This window comes from Mesorhizobium sp. LMG 17147 (assembly GCF_024297145.1).
Lineage (GTDB): Bacteria > Pseudomonadota > Alphaproteobacteria > Rhizobiales > Rhizobiaceae > Mesorhizobium.
The window spans coordinates 421917-439646 of the sequence record NZ_JANCTC010000002.1; the positions used below are offsets into that span (position 1 = coordinate 421917).

Below are 17730 nucleotides of genomic sequence, written 5' to 3' on the forward strand. Positions count from 1 at the left end.
CGATGAACGCAAACGGCAGCATTGCGGCAAACAGCAGCAAGGGGACAAACGGCACCAGCGTCTCGATCCAGAACCTGTCGCTGAATTTCGGCGCGATATCGGTGCTGCAGACGCTCAACCTCGATGTCGCGGAAGGCGAGTTCATCGTGCTGCTCGGCCCGTCCGGCTGCGGCAAGTCGACCTTGCTCAACTGCATTGCCGGGCTGCTCGACGTTTCCGAAGGCCGCATCTTCATCAAGGGCAAGAACGTCACCTGGGAAGAGCCCAAGGATCGCGGCATCGGCATGGTGTTCCAGTCCTACGCGCTCTATCCGCAGATGACGGTGGAGAAGAACCTGTCGTTTGGGCTGCGCGTTGCCGGCCTCGCCAAGGACGAGATTGCCAAGCGCATCGCCCGGGCCGCCGAGATCCTGCAGATCGAACCGCTTTTGCATCGCAAGCCGGCGGCCCTGTCCGGCGGCCAGCGCCAGCGTGTGGCGATCGGGCGCGCACTTGTGCGTGACGTCGACGTCTTCCTGTTCGACGAGCCGCTCTCCAACCTCGACGCCAAGCTGCGCGCGGAATTGCGCGTCGAGATCAAGCTGCTGCATCGCAAGCTCGAGAACACCATGATCTACGTCACCCACGACCAGATCGAGGCGATGACGCTGGCCGACCGCATCGCGGTGATGAAGGGCGGCGTCATCCAGCAGCTCGATGCGCCGCAGACCATCTACAACCGGCCGGTCAACCGGTTTGTCGCCGGCTTCCTCGGCTCGCCGGCAATGAACTTTCTCGACGGCAGGCTGGAGCAGGCGGATGGCGACTGGCACTTCGTCGTCGAGGATGTGCGGATCCCGCTTGCCACCTATGCTTTCGAGAAGAACCCGGTGCCGGGGCCGGCCGTGTTCGGCATCCGCCCCGAGCATGTGGCGTTCAACAGTGGCACGGGATGGCCGTTCGCAGCCACGGCAAATGTCGAGGTCGTCGAGCCCATGGGTTCCGACACGCTGGTCTGGCTGAAGCTGGCCGGCCAGAATTTCACGGTACGGGTGACAGCCGAGCGTACGCCAAACAACGCCGAGGCGGTCGGCATCGGTTTCGACCCGATGCGGGCCTCGCTGTTCGACGCCGCTACAGGTAACCGCCTCTAGAGCCTGATTTAGCCTCCCAAGACTTTTCCATTTCCCCCCAAGACTAACCATCCCCAAGAAACGGACAGAGACGATGAACTGGTCATTCCAACTTTACAGCGCGCGTAATTTCCAGCCCTGGGAGGGCGTGCTCAAAATGCTGGGCGAGCTTGGTTACAGCCAAGTCGAAGGGTTCGGCGGCGTCTATGACGATCCCAAGGCGTTCCGTGCCGAGCTCGACAAGAACGGCCTTGCCATGCCGACCGGGCATTTCTCGATCGACGCGCTCGAGAAGGATTTCGACGGTGTGCGCACGACGGCCGATGCGCTCGGCATCACGCTGCTCATCTGCCCCTTCCTGAACGCCGAGTTCAGGCCGGCCGACACGGCCGGCTGGCGCGGCTTCGGCGAACGCCTGGCCAAGGTCGGCGAGACGGCCAGGAAAGCCGGCTATGGTTTTGCCTGGCACAATCATGATTTCGAATTCAAGGCGCTCGCCGACGGCTCGGTACCGCAGGACCATATCCTGTCTTCCGCACCCGACATCGGCTGGGAGATGGACGTCGCCTGGGTGGTGCGCGGCGGCGTCGATCCGCTGCCCTGGATCGAGAAGCACGGCAAGCGCATCGTCGCCGTCCACGTCAAGGACATGGCCAAGGCGGGCGAGGGCCTCGACGAGGACGGCTGGTCCGACGTCGGCCACGGCACCATCGACTGGCCCGGCCTGATCAAGGCGCTACGCGCCAAAAGCGCTGCGAAATACTACGTCATGGAACAGGACAACCCCAACGACATCGAGCGCTTCGCCCGCCGCTCCATCGCAGCCGCCAAGACCTATTAGGAGCACATCAGCATGGCAACAAAACTTGGCATCGGCGTCATTGGCTGCGGCAACATCTCGAAGGCGTATTTCTCGCTGGCGCCGCTGTTTCGCGGCATCGAGATGCGCGCCTGCGCCGACATCAACATGGAAGCGGCGAAAGCGCGGGCAAAGGAGTTCAAGCTGCGCGCCGAGACCGTCGAGGGGCTGCTCAAGGCCGACGATATCGACATCATCGTCAACCTGACCATTCCGGCGGTGCATTACGAGGTGTCGAAGCAGATCCTCGACGCCGGCAAGCACGTCTATTCGGAGAAGCCCTTCGTGCTGTCGGTCAAGGAAGGGCTCGACCTGAAGAAACGTGCGGAAAGCAAGGGGCTGCGCATCGGCTCTGCCCCCGACACCTTCCTTGGCGGCGCGCACCAGCTTGTCCGCGACCTGATCGACACCGGCAGGCTCGGCAAGGTCACCAGCGGCACCTGTCATGTGATGAGCCATGGCATGGAGCATTGGCACCCCAATCCGGACTTCTTCTTCCAGCCGGGCGCCGGGCCGGTGCTCGACATCGGACCCTATTACATCACCAACCTGATCCAGCTGATCGGGCCGGTGAAGCGGGTCGCCGCCTTCGCTTCGATCCCGATGACGGAACGCATCATCAGCTCGAAGCCGCGCGCCGGCGAAAAGATACCGGTCTCCACGCCGACGACGATCCATGGCGTGCTGGAATTCGAGAACGGCGCCGTGGTGACGCTCAACACCAGCTGGGATGTCTGGAGCCACGGCCACGCGCCGATGGAGCTCTACGGCGAGGCGGGCACGGTGTTCGTGCCGGATCCGAACTTCTTCGGCGGCGAGGTGCGCTACACCGAAGCCGCCAAGCCGGTGAAGAAGCTGCCGAAATGGCCGCATCCGTTCGGCGTGCCCAACGAGATGCATTCGCAAGGCATGATGGCCAACTACCGCACCGCCGGTTTGGCCGACATGGCGATCGCGATCAGAGAAGGCCGGCCGCACCGCTGCTCGATGGAACTGGCGCTGCATGCCGTCGACGTCATGACCGGCCTGTTGCGTTCGGGCGAGACCGGAAAGTTCGTCGCCATGCAGACCAGCTGCGAGCGGCCGGCGGCACTCGGCGTCAAGGCGGCGAAGGAGCTGCTAGCGAAGAAGAAAACCAAGTAGGGCGGCGCACCTCCCAAGCACCGCAAAAAGCCTCTCCCCGTTTGCGCGGGGAGAGGCTAAGGGTGGGCCGGAGTCGACTTGCCCGTCATTGCGGCGGCAGCTGTCGGCTCGTTTCGATATGAGGATTTCCCATGCCCTATGTTCCCGCCGAAAACCGCTACGAAAAGATGGTCTACAATCGCTGCGGGCGGTCCGGCCTGAAGCTGCCGGCGATCTCGCTTGGGCTGTGGCACAATTTCGGCGACGACACGCCGCATAGAACCAAGCAGGCGATCACGCGCAGGGCCTTCGATCTGGGCATCACGCATTTCGATCTCGCCAACAATTACGGCCCGCCGCCCGGCTCGGCGGAGCGGGCGTTCGGCGAGATCCTGCGGACGGACTTTGCCGGTTATCGCGACGAGCTGATCATCTCGACCAAGGCAGGCTACGAAATGTGGGCAGGGCCCTATGGCGAATGGGGCGGCCGCAAATATGTGCTGGCCAGCCTCGACCAGAGCCTGAAGCGGATGGGGCTCGACTATGTCGACATCTTCTATTCGCACCGCTTCGACCCCGACACCCCGCTGGAAGAGACGATGGGCGCACTCGATCACGCGGTGCGCTCGGGCAAGGCACTCTATGCCGGCATTTCCTCCTATAATTCGCAGCGCACCCGCGAGGCCGCCGACATTTTGAAGCAGCTCGGCACGCCTTGCGTGATCCATCAGCCGAGCTATTCGATGCTCAACCGCTGGGTCGAGGACGATGGCCTGCTCGATACGCTGGAGGGACTTGGCGTCGGCTCGATCGTGTTCTCGCCGCTGGCGCAAGGCATGCTGACCGACAAATATCTCGGCGGCATCCCCGATGGCAGCCGCGCCAGCCAGGGCAAGTCGCTGCGCCCGGCATTCATCAACGACAAATCGATCGCCAATATCGAGGCGCTGAACGTCATCGCCCGTCGCCGCGGCCAGACGCTGGCGCAGATGGCGCTGGCCTGGGTGTTGCGCCGGGGCAGGGTGACGTCGGCGCTGATCGGCGCCAGCCGGCCGGAACAGGTCGTGGATTGCGTCGGCGCGCTTGAGGCGCTCGACTTCAGCGATGCCGAGCTCGCCGAGATCGACACCTTTGCCCGCGAGTCGGACATCAACCTCTGGGCGGCGTCGGCCGAGCGCAAGGGGCCGCCACGGAAGTAGGCGACTCCGGCATCCGGTCGCCGAACGGCGACGGCTTCCGGCACGCTGAGCATGGAATGGCCGGGAATGAAGGCCAAATGCGTATCGCAAGAAGGTTGTTTCGACCGATTCGGGGTTAGGCGGTGAATCAGGAAATCCGGCTTTTTGGCGCTATCGCGGTCCGCCCCGCCGTCCTTGCTCTCATATCCCAGTTCGAAACGACGACGGGGTTCACAGTTGCGGTCAGGTGGGAGCTCAATCCAGCAGTAAAGAAGCAGATTGAAGCTGGGGAAGTTTTTGACATCGTCATCACCAATCCGAACCTGGTTCAGGATCTGACCGCCTTGGGAAAGGTCAAGGCGGGAAGCCAGGTAGCGTTCGGCCGGATAGCAATGGGGGTGGCAGCCAAGGCAGGCAGTCGACCGCTCGATATCGCGTCCGTGGAAGCATTCGAACAGGCGTTGAAGAGCGCCAGATCGATCGCCTACGCCAGTGAAGGAACCAGCGGTGGCTACTTCTTCGGTTTGCTGGAACGTTTGGGGATAGCGGATGAGGTGAAGCCCAAGCTGGTGGCAATACCAGGAGGGCAGACAGCGCAAGCCGTGGGCCGTGGGGAAGCCGAGTTGGGGGTCGTTCCCGTGACTTCGATTCTCGCGGCCGCTCCCGAGGTCGTGCTTGTCGGTCGGTTTCCGGCAGAACTCCAAAGTTACGTCGACTTCACCATTGGCATCAGTGCCGGTTCAACGAACGCAGAAGCTGCCGAGCAGCTGTCGGAATTTCTGATGTCGGCAGCCGTTGACGACATGCTGGCGGCAAAGGGTGTCGAGCGCCGCTAAGAGCGTGCGATGAATCACGCCAGAGGCACGTTGGAGATTTCTCCTCAAACAGGCTCTAACTTTCGGCTGCCTTGATGTTCCGCGCGGCTTGCTCGAGCGTCGCCCTGTCGTTGCCAAGCCTGTCGATCAACTCTTGCGCCTGATCACCGGTTATTCCGGTGCGCATCGCCAGTGCCTCGACCGTCAGAACGTCGGAACTGGCGATCGTTCCAGTGGGACGGTGCTCGGCCGCGTCATTATCAGCCTGGCCGGTCGTCGTCTCATCGTAGCCAAGCTCTTGCTTCGCCTGCTGCCAATGACGCTCATGCGCGCCATCCGGGCGGCCCTCGCGCATCCAGATTTCATAGGCTCGCTGCCGAATCTTTTCATGCCGATCGTTGTCCATGACGGTTCCTCCCTTGTGGCGCTTTCACCAACGCGGGGAGCGCCGGAACGATCCTATGTTCAGGCCGATTTCGCACACATGCCGGACAAAACCCGGTCTCTCATCGAACAAACACCGGACAGATGCGTTTTGGGGAGGAACCTAGATAGCGGGCCGGCCGTTGAGCCGAACCTGAGCAAAGGAGATTACCATGGCCGACGAACCGAACGAATCCGCAACACCGAAGATGACTCAACGTGAAGCTCAGGAAGCCCTGGAGAAGCAGGTCGCGCAGCTGAAGCGCGAGATCAGCAAGATCAATCGGACCTTGGCCGAACGCGCGGAAGAGGCGATCGAAGACGCCGGCGATTGGTATGACAGCGCTGCCGAGCGCGCCTCGCGGACGGCACAAGCGCTGCGCAACAGGGCGCAGACGGTGTCCGGGGTCGTCCAGGAGAATCCCGGCACGGTATCGTCCGCATTCATACTCGGGGCGGCCGTAGGGGCGCTACTGGGCCTCACCTTGGCCGCCACAGACCAGCGCCGCGATCGCTGGTTCTAGTCCCAACCTAAGGTTCCGGGCAGAAACGGCGGGATTGCTCCCCCGTCATTCAGCAAATGACACCGGTCAGGGCGTGGCGGGCTTCTGCGCCGTGCCGAGGGCTTTGGGCGCTGCAGGCGCTGCCGTCTTCATCTTCTCCTCGATCCAGCCGGTGTAATTGGCCAGCCGCGTGTAGATGCCGTAGGCGTTCTTGTGGCCGCAGGCGGTGCTGCCGTCGGCCGGACCTTCGCCCCAGCTGACGACGCCAACCTGCACCGGACCATCGGCGCCGGTCATGAACAGCGGTCCGCCGCTGTCGCCATTGCAGGCGTCGCGCTCGCCGCTGGCGGTGCCGGCGCAGATCATGTTGCCGGTCAGCGGATCGGCCATATCAGCAGCAATTGCATTGGCGGCCGCCTCGATGCTCCTTTCCGAGTAACGCATGCGGCGGGCGAGCTCGCCGAGCGCAGCCTTCAAATCACGCGCATAAATCGCCTTGATGCCGCTGTTGCAGGTTGCGTTCGGCTGGAGGTCCAAGTCGGCAACCATCAGCGCGGTGGGAAATGTCCCGTCCTGCATCTTGCCCCAGCCGGTGACCGTGGTCTTGCCGGCGTCGGGGGTCGGCTCTCGGGCAATCTTGATGGTCGGGGCATCGGCCGGCTCGGCCAGCCGGATCAGGCCGAGATCGTTGTCCAGCGTCTGCTCGCTGTAGCCCTCGTTGACGATGATCTCCACCGCCTTGTAGCGCTTGCCCTCGCTGAGATCGGTGGCGCCGGTGAGCACGGTGACCACGTCAGGCGAAATCGGCTCGCCGTCGTCGTTGAGGCAGTGCGCCGCCGTCAGCACCCATTGCGGCGCGATCAGGCTGCCGCCGCAGAACTGGGCATTTGCCTGCGAGGCCGGACTTTCGTCCAGTTTGCCGGTGGTCAGCAACGCCACCTGGAACGGGTAGGCGCCCTTCTCGGCCTCTTTGCCGCCGTAGACGCGATCGGTGCCGTCGGGGTTCTCCGCCTTGGCTTTTGCCCTGGCCTCGGCCACGCGTTTCATCGGCGAGATCGCCGCCTCCGGCCGGGCGGCCGCGTCCGTGGCATGAACGGAATTGACGACCGGCAAGGCCGCCGCGATGGCAAGCAGCGAGGCTGCAGCAATCGGTCTGAACCTATGGATGATGTTCACCTCGAACCCCCTGAGACGATGTTCCGACAGATCAGCCTCGACGCGTGATCCACTGAAAGGGGAACCGGCCGGTGAGCCGATCATGCGCCGATGTGGAGCGTGATCCGTCCCAAAACCGAGTACCACTTTTGCTAAATCGTGGTGTCGAGCCAAACCCGCCCAAATCTATAATCCCCCACGGGCTATGTGGAAGCAATTTGCCGTTGCCAATGTTGGATTATTTTAGGCAGTATACCGTTGCTGGCATTTTTGGCGGGGACCTAAACTGGCTGCACTGAATAATGGCCCGGTAAAGGCGCCGGCAACCAAATTCATTTTTCGGCGCCACCACGATCTCGACAATATTTCTATATCTTGATCCAGTCCTTGCTGACTTTTGGGAGAGTCTCACCATGACAAAACTGACACAGTGCATTATTGCGTCCGCGTTGCTTTCCACCGCAATGTGGGCGGTTCCTGCCTTGGCAGCCGAGCCAGGTTCCGCCAATGCCGGCAACGGCGAAAGCATGCGTGACGTGACATCGGGCGATTACAAGCCTGGCCGGGCGAAACCGATCGCCCCGCCGAAACTGACAGAGGACGAGGCCAACCGCGCCGCGCCGCTCACCGACGAAGCGACGGCCGTCAAATCCTATGGCATCATCGGCCGCTCCGCCGATGGCAAGGACATCAAGATCGATCCGAACGAGACGCTGAAGGACCTTGTCATCAGGGAAATGAACGCGCCCGCCGAGGGACAGAAGTCCGAGAATTCCGGGCTGAGCGGAGGCGAAGAGGCAGGCCGCCAGGTGTTCGGGACGGACGACCGGGAGCAGATCAAGAATACCAAAACCTACCCGTTCACCGCGATCGGCTACCTCGAAGGCAAATCGAAGAGCGGCAGCTATGGCAGCTGCTCGGCGACGCTGATCGGCCCGCGCACGGTGCTCACCGCGGCGCACTGTCTCTACAGCCACGAAGACAAGGCCTGGCTGGACGATATCCTGTTCGTGCCGGCTCTCAACGGCAAGACTGCCGACGACGCACCGTTCGGCGCCTTCACCTATGAAAGCGCCTATATCGTCCAGGGCTTCATCGACAATTATCAGGGCTTTTACGGCTCGGTCGTGCCATGGGATCTCGGCATCGTAACCTTGAAGCAGGATGTCGGCACCAACCTCGGCTGGCTGGGCTATGCCAATTATGTGGATCTCGGCGACTTCACCGCCAACATCGTCGGCTATCCCGGCGACAAGCCGATGGGCACGATGTGGAAGGCGACCTGCGAAGTGCTCGCCGAACACATCGCCACCGAGTATTTCCAGTACGACTGCGACACTTATCCAGGATCGAGCGGCAGCTCGGTCTACGCTTATGACAATGGCTCAAAGCAGCGCGTCATCACCGGCGTGAACGTGGCCGAGAGCCCGGATGCCAACACCGCCGTGCGTCTGAACGCCATCAACGTCCAGTGGATCAACAGCCTGTATAAATAGGCCTGCAGAGTTTCCGCCGCGATCGTCGGGGCGGGTTATCTACTAGCCGCATTTCTGCGACGCCAAGTGTGGTCACACTCGGCTGCAAAAATGCTCCAATCAAAGGCGGCGGCGGAGCATTTCCGTCGCCGGCTTCGCATTTTTCGGGGATTATCTGGACTGGGCCGAGGCTGGCGCCTGGCGGACATAGTTCTCGATCGGCTGGGCGAAAGTCGGTGAACCGGCCTTGCGCTCCTTGTCGATATAGCCGGCAAAATAGCTCCAGAAGGAAGCGGCATAGTCGCGGAAATAGGAGTCGGCGACCTCAAGCGAGCACAGCCTGCCTTCGACGCAGAAGGACAGGCGGTTGAGGAAATAGACGATGCGGTCGAAATTGTCGCTGAACTCGGCAAGCGGCATGTCGCCGCCGGTTGCGCTCATCGCTTCGATGCCGATGCGTTGTCTGAACACCTGTTCCTCGGTCGGCGTCGGATTGGCACTGAGCAGATTGCCGTATTTGGCGTTGAGCGCCGCCAGGCGTTGCTTGAGGGCCCGTTGCGCCTGCTGGTAATCCTTGCTTTCCCAGAGCTCGACCAGCGACATCGTTTGCTCGACGCGCTTCTGCTCCTGGTTCGCCAGGAACTGGTAGACCGAAAAGATCAAGGTGAAGATGATCGCCAGGCGCACCAGCAATCCGGACCAGGCATAGACGAGCATGCGCCAGTCGCGATCGGTGAATGGGTTCGCCTCGTTCTTGACCTCGTGATTGCTCACCCACGGCAGGCCTTCGACGGTTTCCGGCAGCGACACCGGCTTCTTTTGCGGTACCGGCGCCGTCACTGCCTGCTGCGTTGCGTTGCCCCCCGCTTTCGTCATCCGCAGCTGTCCAGTTCTATGGTGGCGGACGGGTCGAGCACGATGCCCGGCGTCTCCAGCTTCTTCTTCAGGCAATCCAGCTGCGCCCGCGAAACGATGAACTGCACGTCAGGCGCCACCTGCGCCTTGCCCGGCGACGGCAATGGTTCGACCACGCCGCGTGAGGTGCAACTGCTGAGATCGACCACGACGGCGGCGTTGCCGGTTTTGGCGATCTGGTCGTACTGGTCGAGAAAGCAACTCGCCAGTTCGGAATTGATGACGACCTCCTTGGCGCAAAGGCCGCAAGCCTCGTCCGCCGAAGCATTGGCGGCCAGCAGCAGCCCGGCGACAAGACCGGCGGTTGTTGCGCGCCACGAAAATACGATCCTGTTCACGAACGCCCTCATCCGTTCCGTTCGGCCGCCGACAGCAGCGGTCGAAGAATGTTCATTATCAGCCGATTAGGCAAGAGGCCCGGCCGGGCACCTGACCCCGCCTCAGGCGCGCGGCACCGTCTCCATCGGGAAAATCATCACGGCGCCCTTCGACCCCTTGTCGTCGGTGAGCCGCATGGCCGAACGCGTCGCCGGCGCCATGCCGATATCGGCCAGCATATCGGAGAAGTTTGGTTGTCCAAGTCCGCGCGTTACAGAGACAACGCCCTCTTGCGCCAGGAAACTCAGATCCTGCTTCTCGCTCTGCGGGGGTGCTTCGGTCAAGACGGCGATCATCCGCTCCATGCCGAAGCTGGTGTCGGTGAATTTGAACAGGCCTTCCTCGAGCACGGCGCCTTCGGTCAGGCGCTCGGCAAGAAAATGCTGGATGGAATAGTCGGAGCCGACATAGAGCACGTTGATGTCGACCAGGTTGGTCGAACCGTTCCTGGCCAGCACGTGGACCTGATCGTCGGGCGAAACACGCGGCACCGTCGACGGTTCGATCGGCTGCAGCGTGTCGCTGTCAAAACGCTTGATCCGGAACTCGACGCTGACCTCTTCCGGCCGATAATCGGAAGCGGCGGCCAGCCTCGACAGTGCGATGGCGCGGAAGATTTTCGTCAGGTTCTTGGCCGCTGCATCGACCAACTTTTCGCGGCCGTCCGGATGAATGACGATCATCGGCGGCTTGCTGCCGCCCTTGAGCGTCATGTCGCCCGAAGCCGGCAGGAACCACAGCGCCGGCGCGTCGGTGGCATCTCCGGCGGCGCCGGCAATGGCGTTCTCGCGCAGCACGGCGAGACGCAGATCTGCGCTCTTGCCCGGCTCGACCAGCGCGATGTGGAACCCTGAGTTCTCCCTGGCCGCCAGATCGTCGAGAACCGAGTTCGCCAGCGCGGCCTCGTTCTCGAGGCCTTTGGTCGCCGCCGGCCGCGCAATCACGAGCTTGTAGTCGACGGCGAGCTCGGCGAGCCGGGCATAGGCATTCGTGGGGATGTCTGCCAGCTTGAGCGCCGGCTTGCCGCCGAACTCGACCGGCTTGACCCGGCTTTCCAGGTTTTTCGCCGACTGCACCTGGAGATAGCCAAGCGCGTCGGACAGCGGCGACAGCGCCGAGGGCAATATTGCGAGCCTGCTACCGGGGGTGAGGCGATGCAGCAGTCCGGCGCCGATCGTGGCTTTGTCGTTCTCGATGACGATCGGCCATTGCATGACCGCGTCTGTCTTGTCGGTGCCGAAGACGCGGGCGTCGAGTTCCCCTTCGAACAGCGGCGTCGGCCGGGTGCGGCCGTCCGCCGAATATTGCTGCAGTACGGCCTGGCCGAGCTGGCGGTAGGTGATGTTGGGGTTCTCGGCCAGTTTCGACAGGATGGTGAAGGTGAACAGCCCGAATCGAGGCGCATCGGCCGTGCCCTTGGGCAGCGGCATCTCGGGCGTCGTCTCCACCGTCTGCGCCGCGTAGAAGGCGACCAATTTGCCTTTGGTGGTCGGCTCGGCGCCGGTCGGCGTCAGCTTGAAGGCCGGCTTGCGCTGCCCGTCCTCGTCAAAGCCGCGCGGCGCGGCCGACGCAATCTCGTCATAGGCTTTCACCGCAGCCGCCCTGGCAGCGTCGTCGCCGCCGACCAGATCGGCGAACTCGACCTTGCGTTCCAGCTCGTCGTCGACCTCGGCGGCGCGCGTCGCAGTGCCGGAATGGCAGCAGTCGAATACGGCCCAGATAAAGGCGCCCTTGTCGCGGATAGCGTCGAGCGCGGTGCCGATCTCGTTGTCGACCAGCGCATTGGGCACGCCCGTTTCGCGGTTGACCCATTTGTCGATGTCGGACGGCAAGAAAATCTCGTCGAGGCCGTCCGTCTCATCACCGTTGGTCGCTGCAGGCTGCTGTGCGCCGTGACCTGACAAATGCAGGTAGACGAAATCGTCACGCTGGACCTTGGCGGCGAGCTCGGCGAGTGCTGCCTTGATCGCCGCATGTGTCGGCGGTCCGTTGGCGCCTTCGACATCCTTGGCGAGCAGCGCGACGTTTTCGGCTGAAAACTTCACCGGCGCGGGCGTGTACTTCAGGAGGTAATCGCGCACCAGGCCGGCATCGTTCTTCGGTCCGATCAGCCAGTTCTTCTTCGGCAGGTTCGGATAATCGGTGCAGGCAACAAGCAGCGCATGGTAGGTGCGCGCCGCTGCGAATGCCCGAAACGGCACCAGGCCGGCAGCGGCCAGCGCGGACGTGCCGGCAAGCAGCGTGCGCCGCGTCACTTTGATCATGATTGCTTCCCCAAGCCCGATCGAATTTCCAAGCACGATCAGCCTGGCCGAGGATGTCAGTATTTTGAATATGGGCGTCGCCGGCCGGCCGACCATCGGCTGCGAATACAAACAGTAGCAAAAAAGGCAGTTCGTCGCTATCTCAGTGGAAGAGGCCGGATTGCATGCCTAATGGCAGCGATCGGCACGGAGCGGCTTGGAACGGGATCATGGCGGCAAGGGATGTACTGACGAAGAACCAGCTTTGCGTGCTCGAGAAACTCGAGGCCGCCAGCGGACCGCTCAGCGCCTATACTTTGCTCGACCAATTGCGCGAGCGCGGTTTTCGCGCGCCGCTGCAGGTCTACCGGGCGCTCGACACGCTGGTGAAATCCGGCTTCGTGCACAGGCTCGAAAGCCTCAATTCCTTCGTCGCCTGTGCCGAGCCGCACGACCACAGCCATTCGATGACGGCGTTTGCCATCTGCGACACCTGCGGCCAGGTGACGGAGTTCTCCGACCACGATGTCGGCCACCGGCTCGACGAATGGGTGCGCTCGACCGGCTTCGCCGCCAAGAAGGCGGTGATCGAGTTTCGTGGGACATGTGCGAAGTGCTTGGCTGAAGCGGCTTGAAGGCCGGTTAGGCCGAAACATAGCGGTGGCGACCTTTTGATGTCGGCAGGACAGAGGGGGCGCGAAAGATCGCTACAGATTACAATTGGTCGGCCGCGGACGTCCGCACGCTAGTCTAATGCGCCTCTTCCCAGTTGTCGGCGGCGCGGGCGTCGACGTGCAGCGGCACCGACATCGACACCGCCGGCATGGCGGCGTTCTCCATGACGTGGCAGACGACCGGGATCGTCGCCTCGACCTCGGCTTCGACGGTCTCGAAGACCAGCTCGTCATGCACCTGCAGCAGCATGCGCGCGGAAAGCCTGGCTTTTTCCAGGGCATCGTCCATGCGGATCATGGCGCGGCGGATGATGTCGGCCGCGGTGCCCTGCAGGCGGGCGTTGATCGAGGCGCGCTCGTTGAAGGCACGGACCGAAGGATTTGACGATCTGATTTCCGGATAGTGGATGCGGCGGCCGAAAATGGTTTCGACATAGCCGTGCTCGCGGGCATAGGCCTTGGTCGCATCGATATAGTCGCGGATGCCGGGGAAACGCTCGAAATATTTCTTGATGTAGTCGCCGGCTTCCTCGCGCGCGATCGACAGCTGGTTGGCGAGGCCAAAAGCGGAAATGCCATAGATGATGCCGAAATTGATCGCCTTGGCACGGCGGCGCACTTCCGAAGGCATGCCCTCGACCGGCACGTTGAACATTTCAGACGCGGTGATCGCGTGGATGTCGGCGCCGTCGGCGAAGGCCTGCTTGAGCTGCGGGATTTCGGCGACGTGGGCGAGCACGCGCAACTCGATCTGGCTGTAGTCGGCGGAAACCAGCTTGTTGCCCTTGTCTGCGATGAAGGCCGTCCTGATCTTGCGGCCTTCGACGGTGCGCACCGGAATGTTCTGCAGATTGGGATCCGAGGACGACAGCCGCCCGGTCGTCGTTGCGGCAAGCGCGTAGGAGGTGTGGACGCGCTTGGTGTCGGGATGGATGAAGCCGGGCAGCGCATCGGTATAGGTCGATTTCAGCTTGGTCAGCTGGCGCCAGTCGACGATCTTGCGCGGCAATTCATGGCCTTCGGCGGCGAGGTCTTCGAGAAGCTGCGCCGAGGTCGACCACTGGCCGGTCTTGGTTTTAGAACCGCCGGGCAGGCCCATCCTGCCGAACAGGATGTCGCCGAGCTGTTTTGGCGAGCCGATGTTGATGCGTTCGCCGACCAGCTGGTAGATTTCGTCCTCGAGCCGTGCGGCACCCTGTGCCAGTTCGCCGGAGAGCCGCGACAGGATCTGCCGGTCGACGGAGATGCCGCGCTGTTCCATCCGCGCCAAGACCGGCACCAGCGGCCGTTCCAGCCGTTCATAGACCGAGACCAGGCCCTTGGCGGCAAGCCGTGGCTTCAGCACCTGCCAGAGCCTGAGCGCGACGTCGGCGTGCTCGGCGCCGTAAGCCGTCGCCTTGCCGAGGTCGGCCTGATCGAGGCCGACGAAGCTTCTTCCCGAACCGGCCAGTTCCTTCAGCGGAATGGTCGCGTGGCCGAGCCATTTATCGGCCAGCGCCTCCAGGCCGTGGCCACCGTGGGTGCCGGCCTCGAGCACGTAGGAGATCAGCATGGTGTCGTCATAAGGGCCGACCTCGATGCCGTGACGGCTCATCACGACAAGGCGGTATTTCATGTCGTGCACGATCTTGAGGACGGACTTGTCCTCGAGCAGCGGCTTGAGCAACGCCAGCGCGTCGCGGACCGGGATCTGGTTTTCGACCGCGCCGCCGCCGAGCAGGTCGCCATTGCCGTTTTTATGGGCAAGCGGCACATAGGCGGCATGGCCAGGCGCGACGGCCATGGCAAGGCCGATCAGTTCGGCCCGCATCGGATCGGGCGAGGAGGCCTTAACGTCGAAGGCGACGATGCCTCTCTCCATCGCCTCGGCGATCCAGACCTTCAGCGTCGCGGCGTCGCGGATGCAGGCGTAGGCGCTGGTGTCGATCTTGCGGGTGGTCGCAGCCTCCAGGCGAAGCGCCGAAAGCAGGGATGGGGTGTCGCCTTGCTTGGCTGCAGCCGGAGCCTCGAGCGCCGCTTCGTCCGGCGGCGGTGCGCTCTCGGCGGCCGCGGGCAGGCCAAAACCCATATCGGGGCCGTGCGCGGTATCGGCACGCTCTATGGTGACGGGGGTGGCTGGAACATCGCCCGCGTCGGTTCCGGTCGCTTCGGCCACGCGGCGGGTCAGCGTCGAGAATTCCATGGTCTTGAGAAAGCCGATCAGCCTGGGTCCGTCCGGCGCATGCAACACGAACTCGTCAAGCCCTTCGGTCACCGGCACGTCGTTCTTCAGCCTCACCAGGTCACGCGAAATGCGCGCCTTGTCGGCATTGGCGATGATCGATTCGCGCCGCTTGTCCTGCTTGATCTCGCCGGCGCGGGCGAGCAGCGTGTCGAGGTCGCCGAACTGTTCGAGCAATTGCGCCGCCGTCTTCGGCCCGATGCCGGGCACGCCCGGCACATTGTCGACCGAATCGCCGGTCAGCGCCTGCAGGTCGATCATCTTCTCCGGCGGCACGCCCCATTTCTCGATCACCTCGGAAACGCCGATCTGGCGGTCCTTCATCGGGTCGTACATGGCAACCGTTGGGCCGACCAGCTGCATCAGGTCCTTGTCGGAGGAGATGATGGTGGTGTCGGCGCCGGCTTCGCAGGCAAGCCGGCAATAGGTGGCGATCAAATCGTCGGCCTCGTAGCCTTCCGTCTCGAGGCAAGGCAGGTTGAAGGCCCTGGTCGCCTGGCGGATCAGGCCGAATTGCGGGATCAAATCTTCCGGCGGCGCCGAGCGGTTGGCCTTGTATTCGGGGTAGAGATCGTTGCGGAAGGTCTTCGACGAATAGTCGAAAATCACGGCGAAATGCGTCGGCACGATGCCGACATCGGTGTTGCGGGCGTCCTGCGTCAGCTTCCAGACCATGTTGCAGAAGCCGAGCACGGCACTGGTCGGCAGCCCGTCGGACTTGCGGGACAGCGGCGGCAGCGCGTGATAGGCACGGAAGATGTAGCCGGAGCCGTCGACAAGGAAGAGATGATCGCCTTTTTTCATGGCACGAGGGATAGCGCGGCGCAGCGCCGCGGTCCATGCCAAAGGCGGCTTGCGCCAAGGGTTCCGGCAACACCCTGACAAATGGCGTGCGAGCTTGGCCGGCCCTGGCGCTTGGCCGCAGCTTTGTTCGCTCACGCCTATGTTACAAAAGTGTAATTTTTGTGCCCTTGAATCGCCACGTTCGCAGACACAGATAAAACGCATCGGCAGTTTTCGCCGAAGTCCGGAGCAAGGCCCGTCCCCCGCCTATCCCGGACACTTGCGGCAGCCTATCCCCCCTCTCCGGGCTGCCGCATCGTTTCGAGTAAAGGCCGCCGTGGTTCCCCTCCACCACGGCGGCATTTTTTTGCCGTTGGACAGCAAGCTGTGGCCCAACGGTCGCGGGCTTTCCGTTTCGCCGCATGGGCTCTAGATTTGCCGCCAGAATCGAAAGGCCCGCCAGATGTCCGCAGTTTCCCCTGTTCTCGACCGCCTAGACAAGAACTTCGACCAGAGCCTGGAACGCCTGTTCGGCCTGCTCGCCATCAAGTCGATCTCCACCGATCCGGACTACGCCGCCGACTGCCGCAAGGCCGCCGAATGGCTGGTCGCCGAGCTCAAGCTGATCGGCTTCGACGCCAGCTTGCGCGACACGCCGGGGCATCCGATGGTGGTCGCGCATCACGATGGGCCGGCGGGCGCGCCGCATCTGCTGTTTTACGGCCATTACGACGTCCAGCCGGTCGATCCGATCGAGCTGTGGGAAAGCGACCCGTTCGCGCCGGCGGTCAAGGAGATCGGGCCCGGCCACAAGGTGATCACCGGCCGCGGCGCGGCCGACGACAAGGGCCAGCTGATGACCTTCGTCGAGGCCTGCCGGGCGTGGAAGCAGGTGCATGGCGGATTGCCGTGCCGAATCACAATCCTGTTCGAGGGCGAGGAGGAGTCCGGATCGCCGTCGCTGAAGCCGTTTCTCGAGGCGAATGCGGATGAGCTCAAGGCCGATTTCGCGCTGGTCTGCGACACCGGCATGTGGGACCGCGATACGCCGTCGATCTGCGTCTCGCTGCGCGGGCTGGTCGGCGAGGAGATCACGGTGACTGCCGCCGACCGCGACCTGCATTCCGGGCTCTATGGCGGTGCGGCCGCCAATCCGATCCGCGTCCTGGCAAAGATCCTGGCCGACATCCACGATGCCGATGGTCACGTCACCATTCCGGGTTTTTATGACGGCGTCGAGGAAACGCCGTCGCAGATATTGCAGTCGTGGCTGTCGCTCGGCGAGACGGCCGAGACCTTCCTCGGCCCGATCGGCCTGTCGATTCCGTCCGGCGAAAAGGGCCGCTCGGTGCTCGAGCTCACCTGGGCGCGACCGACGGCCGAGTTCAACGGCATTATCGGCGGCTATACCGGCAAGGGCTTCAAGACGGTGATCGCCGCGCAAGCCTCGGCAAAAGTCTCCTTCCGGCTGGTTCACAAACAGGATCCGGAAAAAATCCGCGCCGCCTTCCAGGCATTTGCCAGGCAGCGCGTGCCAGCGGACTGCTCGGTCGAATTTCATCCGCATGGCGGCTCGCCGGCAATCCAGCTTTCCTACGACTCGCCCTTCCTGGCCAAGGCCAAGCAGGCGCTGTCCGACGAATGGCCGAAGCCGGCGGTAATAACCGGCGGCGGCGGGTCAATCCCGGTGGTCGGCGATTTCCAGACCTATCTCGGCATGGAATCGCTGCTGGTCGGTTTCGGCCTCGACGACGACCGCATCCACTCGCCGAACGAGAAGTACGAGATGAGCTCCTTCCACAAGGGCCAGCGCTCCTGGGCGCGCATTCTCGAGGCGCTGACACGCTGAAATTGCGCCAGACTCAAGTTTTTGT

The 17730-nt window shown here is 63.1% G+C and carries 15 protein-coding genes; 9 read left to right on the top strand and 6 right to left on the bottom strand.

The annotated features are described in order from the left end of the window. Positions 1-2 precede the first annotated feature (2 nt). From NMG46_RS05950 to NMG46_RS05970, 5 genes are all read left to right on the top strand, one after another. A complete protein-coding gene (locus tag NMG46_RS05950; protein WP_254816778.1) occupies positions 3-1133 on the top strand; it encodes an ABC transporter ATP-binding protein in 1131 nt (376 codons plus the stop codon). Between the two features lie 73 nt (positions 1134-1206). Further along, on the top strand, positions 1207-1953 hold the full coding sequence (locus NMG46_RS05955) for a sugar phosphate isomerase/epimerase (RefSeq protein ID WP_254816779.1): 747 nt from the start codon (positions 1207-1209) through the stop codon (positions 1951-1953). 12 nt (positions 1954-1965) lie between these two features. After that, entirely contained in the window at positions 1966-3114 is a 1149-nt protein-coding gene (locus tag NMG46_RS05960; RefSeq protein WP_254816780.1) for a Gfo/Idh/MocA family protein, read from the top strand. A gap of 131 nt (positions 3115-3245) precedes the next feature. Further along, positions 3246-4292, top strand: a complete 1047-nt coding sequence (mgrA, locus tag NMG46_RS05965) for an L-glyceraldehyde 3-phosphate reductase (RefSeq protein WP_254816781.1) — start codon at positions 3246-3248, stop codon at positions 4290-4292. 122 nt (positions 4293-4414) lie between these two features. Then, positions 4415-5107, top strand: a complete 693-nt coding sequence (locus tag NMG46_RS05970; protein WP_254816782.1) for a substrate-binding domain-containing protein — start codon at positions 4415-4417, stop codon at positions 5105-5107. A gap of 55 nt (positions 5108-5162) precedes the next feature. Here the strand turns inward: NMG46_RS05970 and NMG46_RS05975 are convergent, their stop codons facing one another. Next, positions 5163-5492 (bottom strand): DUF2934 domain-containing protein, encoded by a 330-nt coding sequence (locus NMG46_RS05975; protein ID WP_254816783.1) that lies wholly within the window; start codon positions 5490-5492, stop codon positions 5163-5165. A 190-nt stretch (positions 5493-5682) separates the two neighbouring features. Between NMG46_RS05975 and NMG46_RS05980 the strand changes: the two genes are divergently transcribed. Then, positions 5683-6033 (top strand): hypothetical protein, encoded by a 351-nt coding sequence (locus tag NMG46_RS05980; RefSeq protein WP_254816784.1) that lies wholly within the window; start codon positions 5683-5685, stop codon positions 6031-6033. 66 nt (positions 6034-6099) lie between these two features. Here the strand turns inward: NMG46_RS05980 and NMG46_RS05985 are convergent, their stop codons facing one another. Continuing rightward, the gene (locus tag NMG46_RS05985) at positions 6100-7188 is read right to left on the bottom strand and encodes a trypsin-like serine protease (RefSeq protein WP_254816785.1); all 1089 of its coding nucleotides are present in this window, start codon (positions 7186-7188) and stop codon (positions 6100-6102) included. 392 nt (positions 7189-7580) lie between these two features. Here NMG46_RS05985 and NMG46_RS05990 point away from each other — a divergent pair, with 392 nt between their 5' ends. Further along, the gene (locus NMG46_RS05990; RefSeq protein ID WP_254816786.1) at positions 7581-8663 is read left to right on the top strand and encodes a serine protease; all 1083 of its coding nucleotides are present in this window, start codon (positions 7581-7583) and stop codon (positions 8661-8663) included. Positions 8664-8813: 150 nt separating this feature from the next. On the opposite strand, the gene NMG46_RS05995 is transcribed toward NMG46_RS05990, so the two are convergent. The 3 genes from NMG46_RS05995 to NMG46_RS06005 all read right to left on the bottom strand — a co-directional run bounded on the left by NMG46_RS05995 (position 8814) and on the right by NMG46_RS06005 (position 12199). After that, entirely contained in the window at positions 8814-9518 is a 705-nt protein-coding gene (locus NMG46_RS05995) for a hypothetical protein (RefSeq protein WP_254816787.1), read from the bottom strand. Next, positions 9515-9895 (bottom strand): hypothetical protein, encoded by a 381-nt coding sequence (locus tag NMG46_RS06000; protein WP_254816788.1) that lies wholly within the window; start codon positions 9893-9895, stop codon positions 9515-9517. Before NMG46_RS06000 ends, NMG46_RS05995 begins: the two co-directional genes overlap by 4 nt. A 102-nt stretch (positions 9896-9997) precedes the next feature. Continuing rightward, on the bottom strand, positions 9998-12199 hold the full coding sequence (locus NMG46_RS06005) for a caspase family protein (RefSeq protein ID WP_254816789.1): 2202 nt from the start codon (positions 12197-12199) through the stop codon (positions 9998-10000). Positions 12200-12408: 209 nt separating this feature from the next. Here NMG46_RS06005 and NMG46_RS06010 point away from each other — a divergent pair, with 209 nt between their 5' ends. Further along, the gene (locus NMG46_RS06010) at positions 12409-12813 is read left to right on the top strand and encodes a Fur family transcriptional regulator (protein ID WP_023675234.1); all 405 of its coding nucleotides are present in this window, start codon (positions 12409-12411) and stop codon (positions 12811-12813) included. Between the two features lie 115 nt (positions 12814-12928). Here the strand turns inward: NMG46_RS06010 and polA are convergent, their stop codons facing one another. Continuing rightward, on the bottom strand, positions 12929-15877 hold the full coding sequence (gene polA, locus NMG46_RS06015; protein WP_254816790.1) for a DNA polymerase I: 2949 nt from the start codon (positions 15875-15877) through the stop codon (positions 12929-12931). A 442-nt stretch (positions 15878-16319) separates the two neighbouring features. Between polA and NMG46_RS06020 the strand changes: the two genes are divergently transcribed. Beyond that, positions 16320-17705 carry a M20/M25/M40 family metallo-hydrolase gene (locus tag NMG46_RS06020; RefSeq protein WP_254816791.1) on the top strand — a complete coding sequence of 462 codons (1386 nt, stop codon included), beginning with the start codon at positions 16320-16322 and terminating at the stop codon, positions 17703-17705. Positions 17706-17730: the final 25 nt, after the last annotated feature.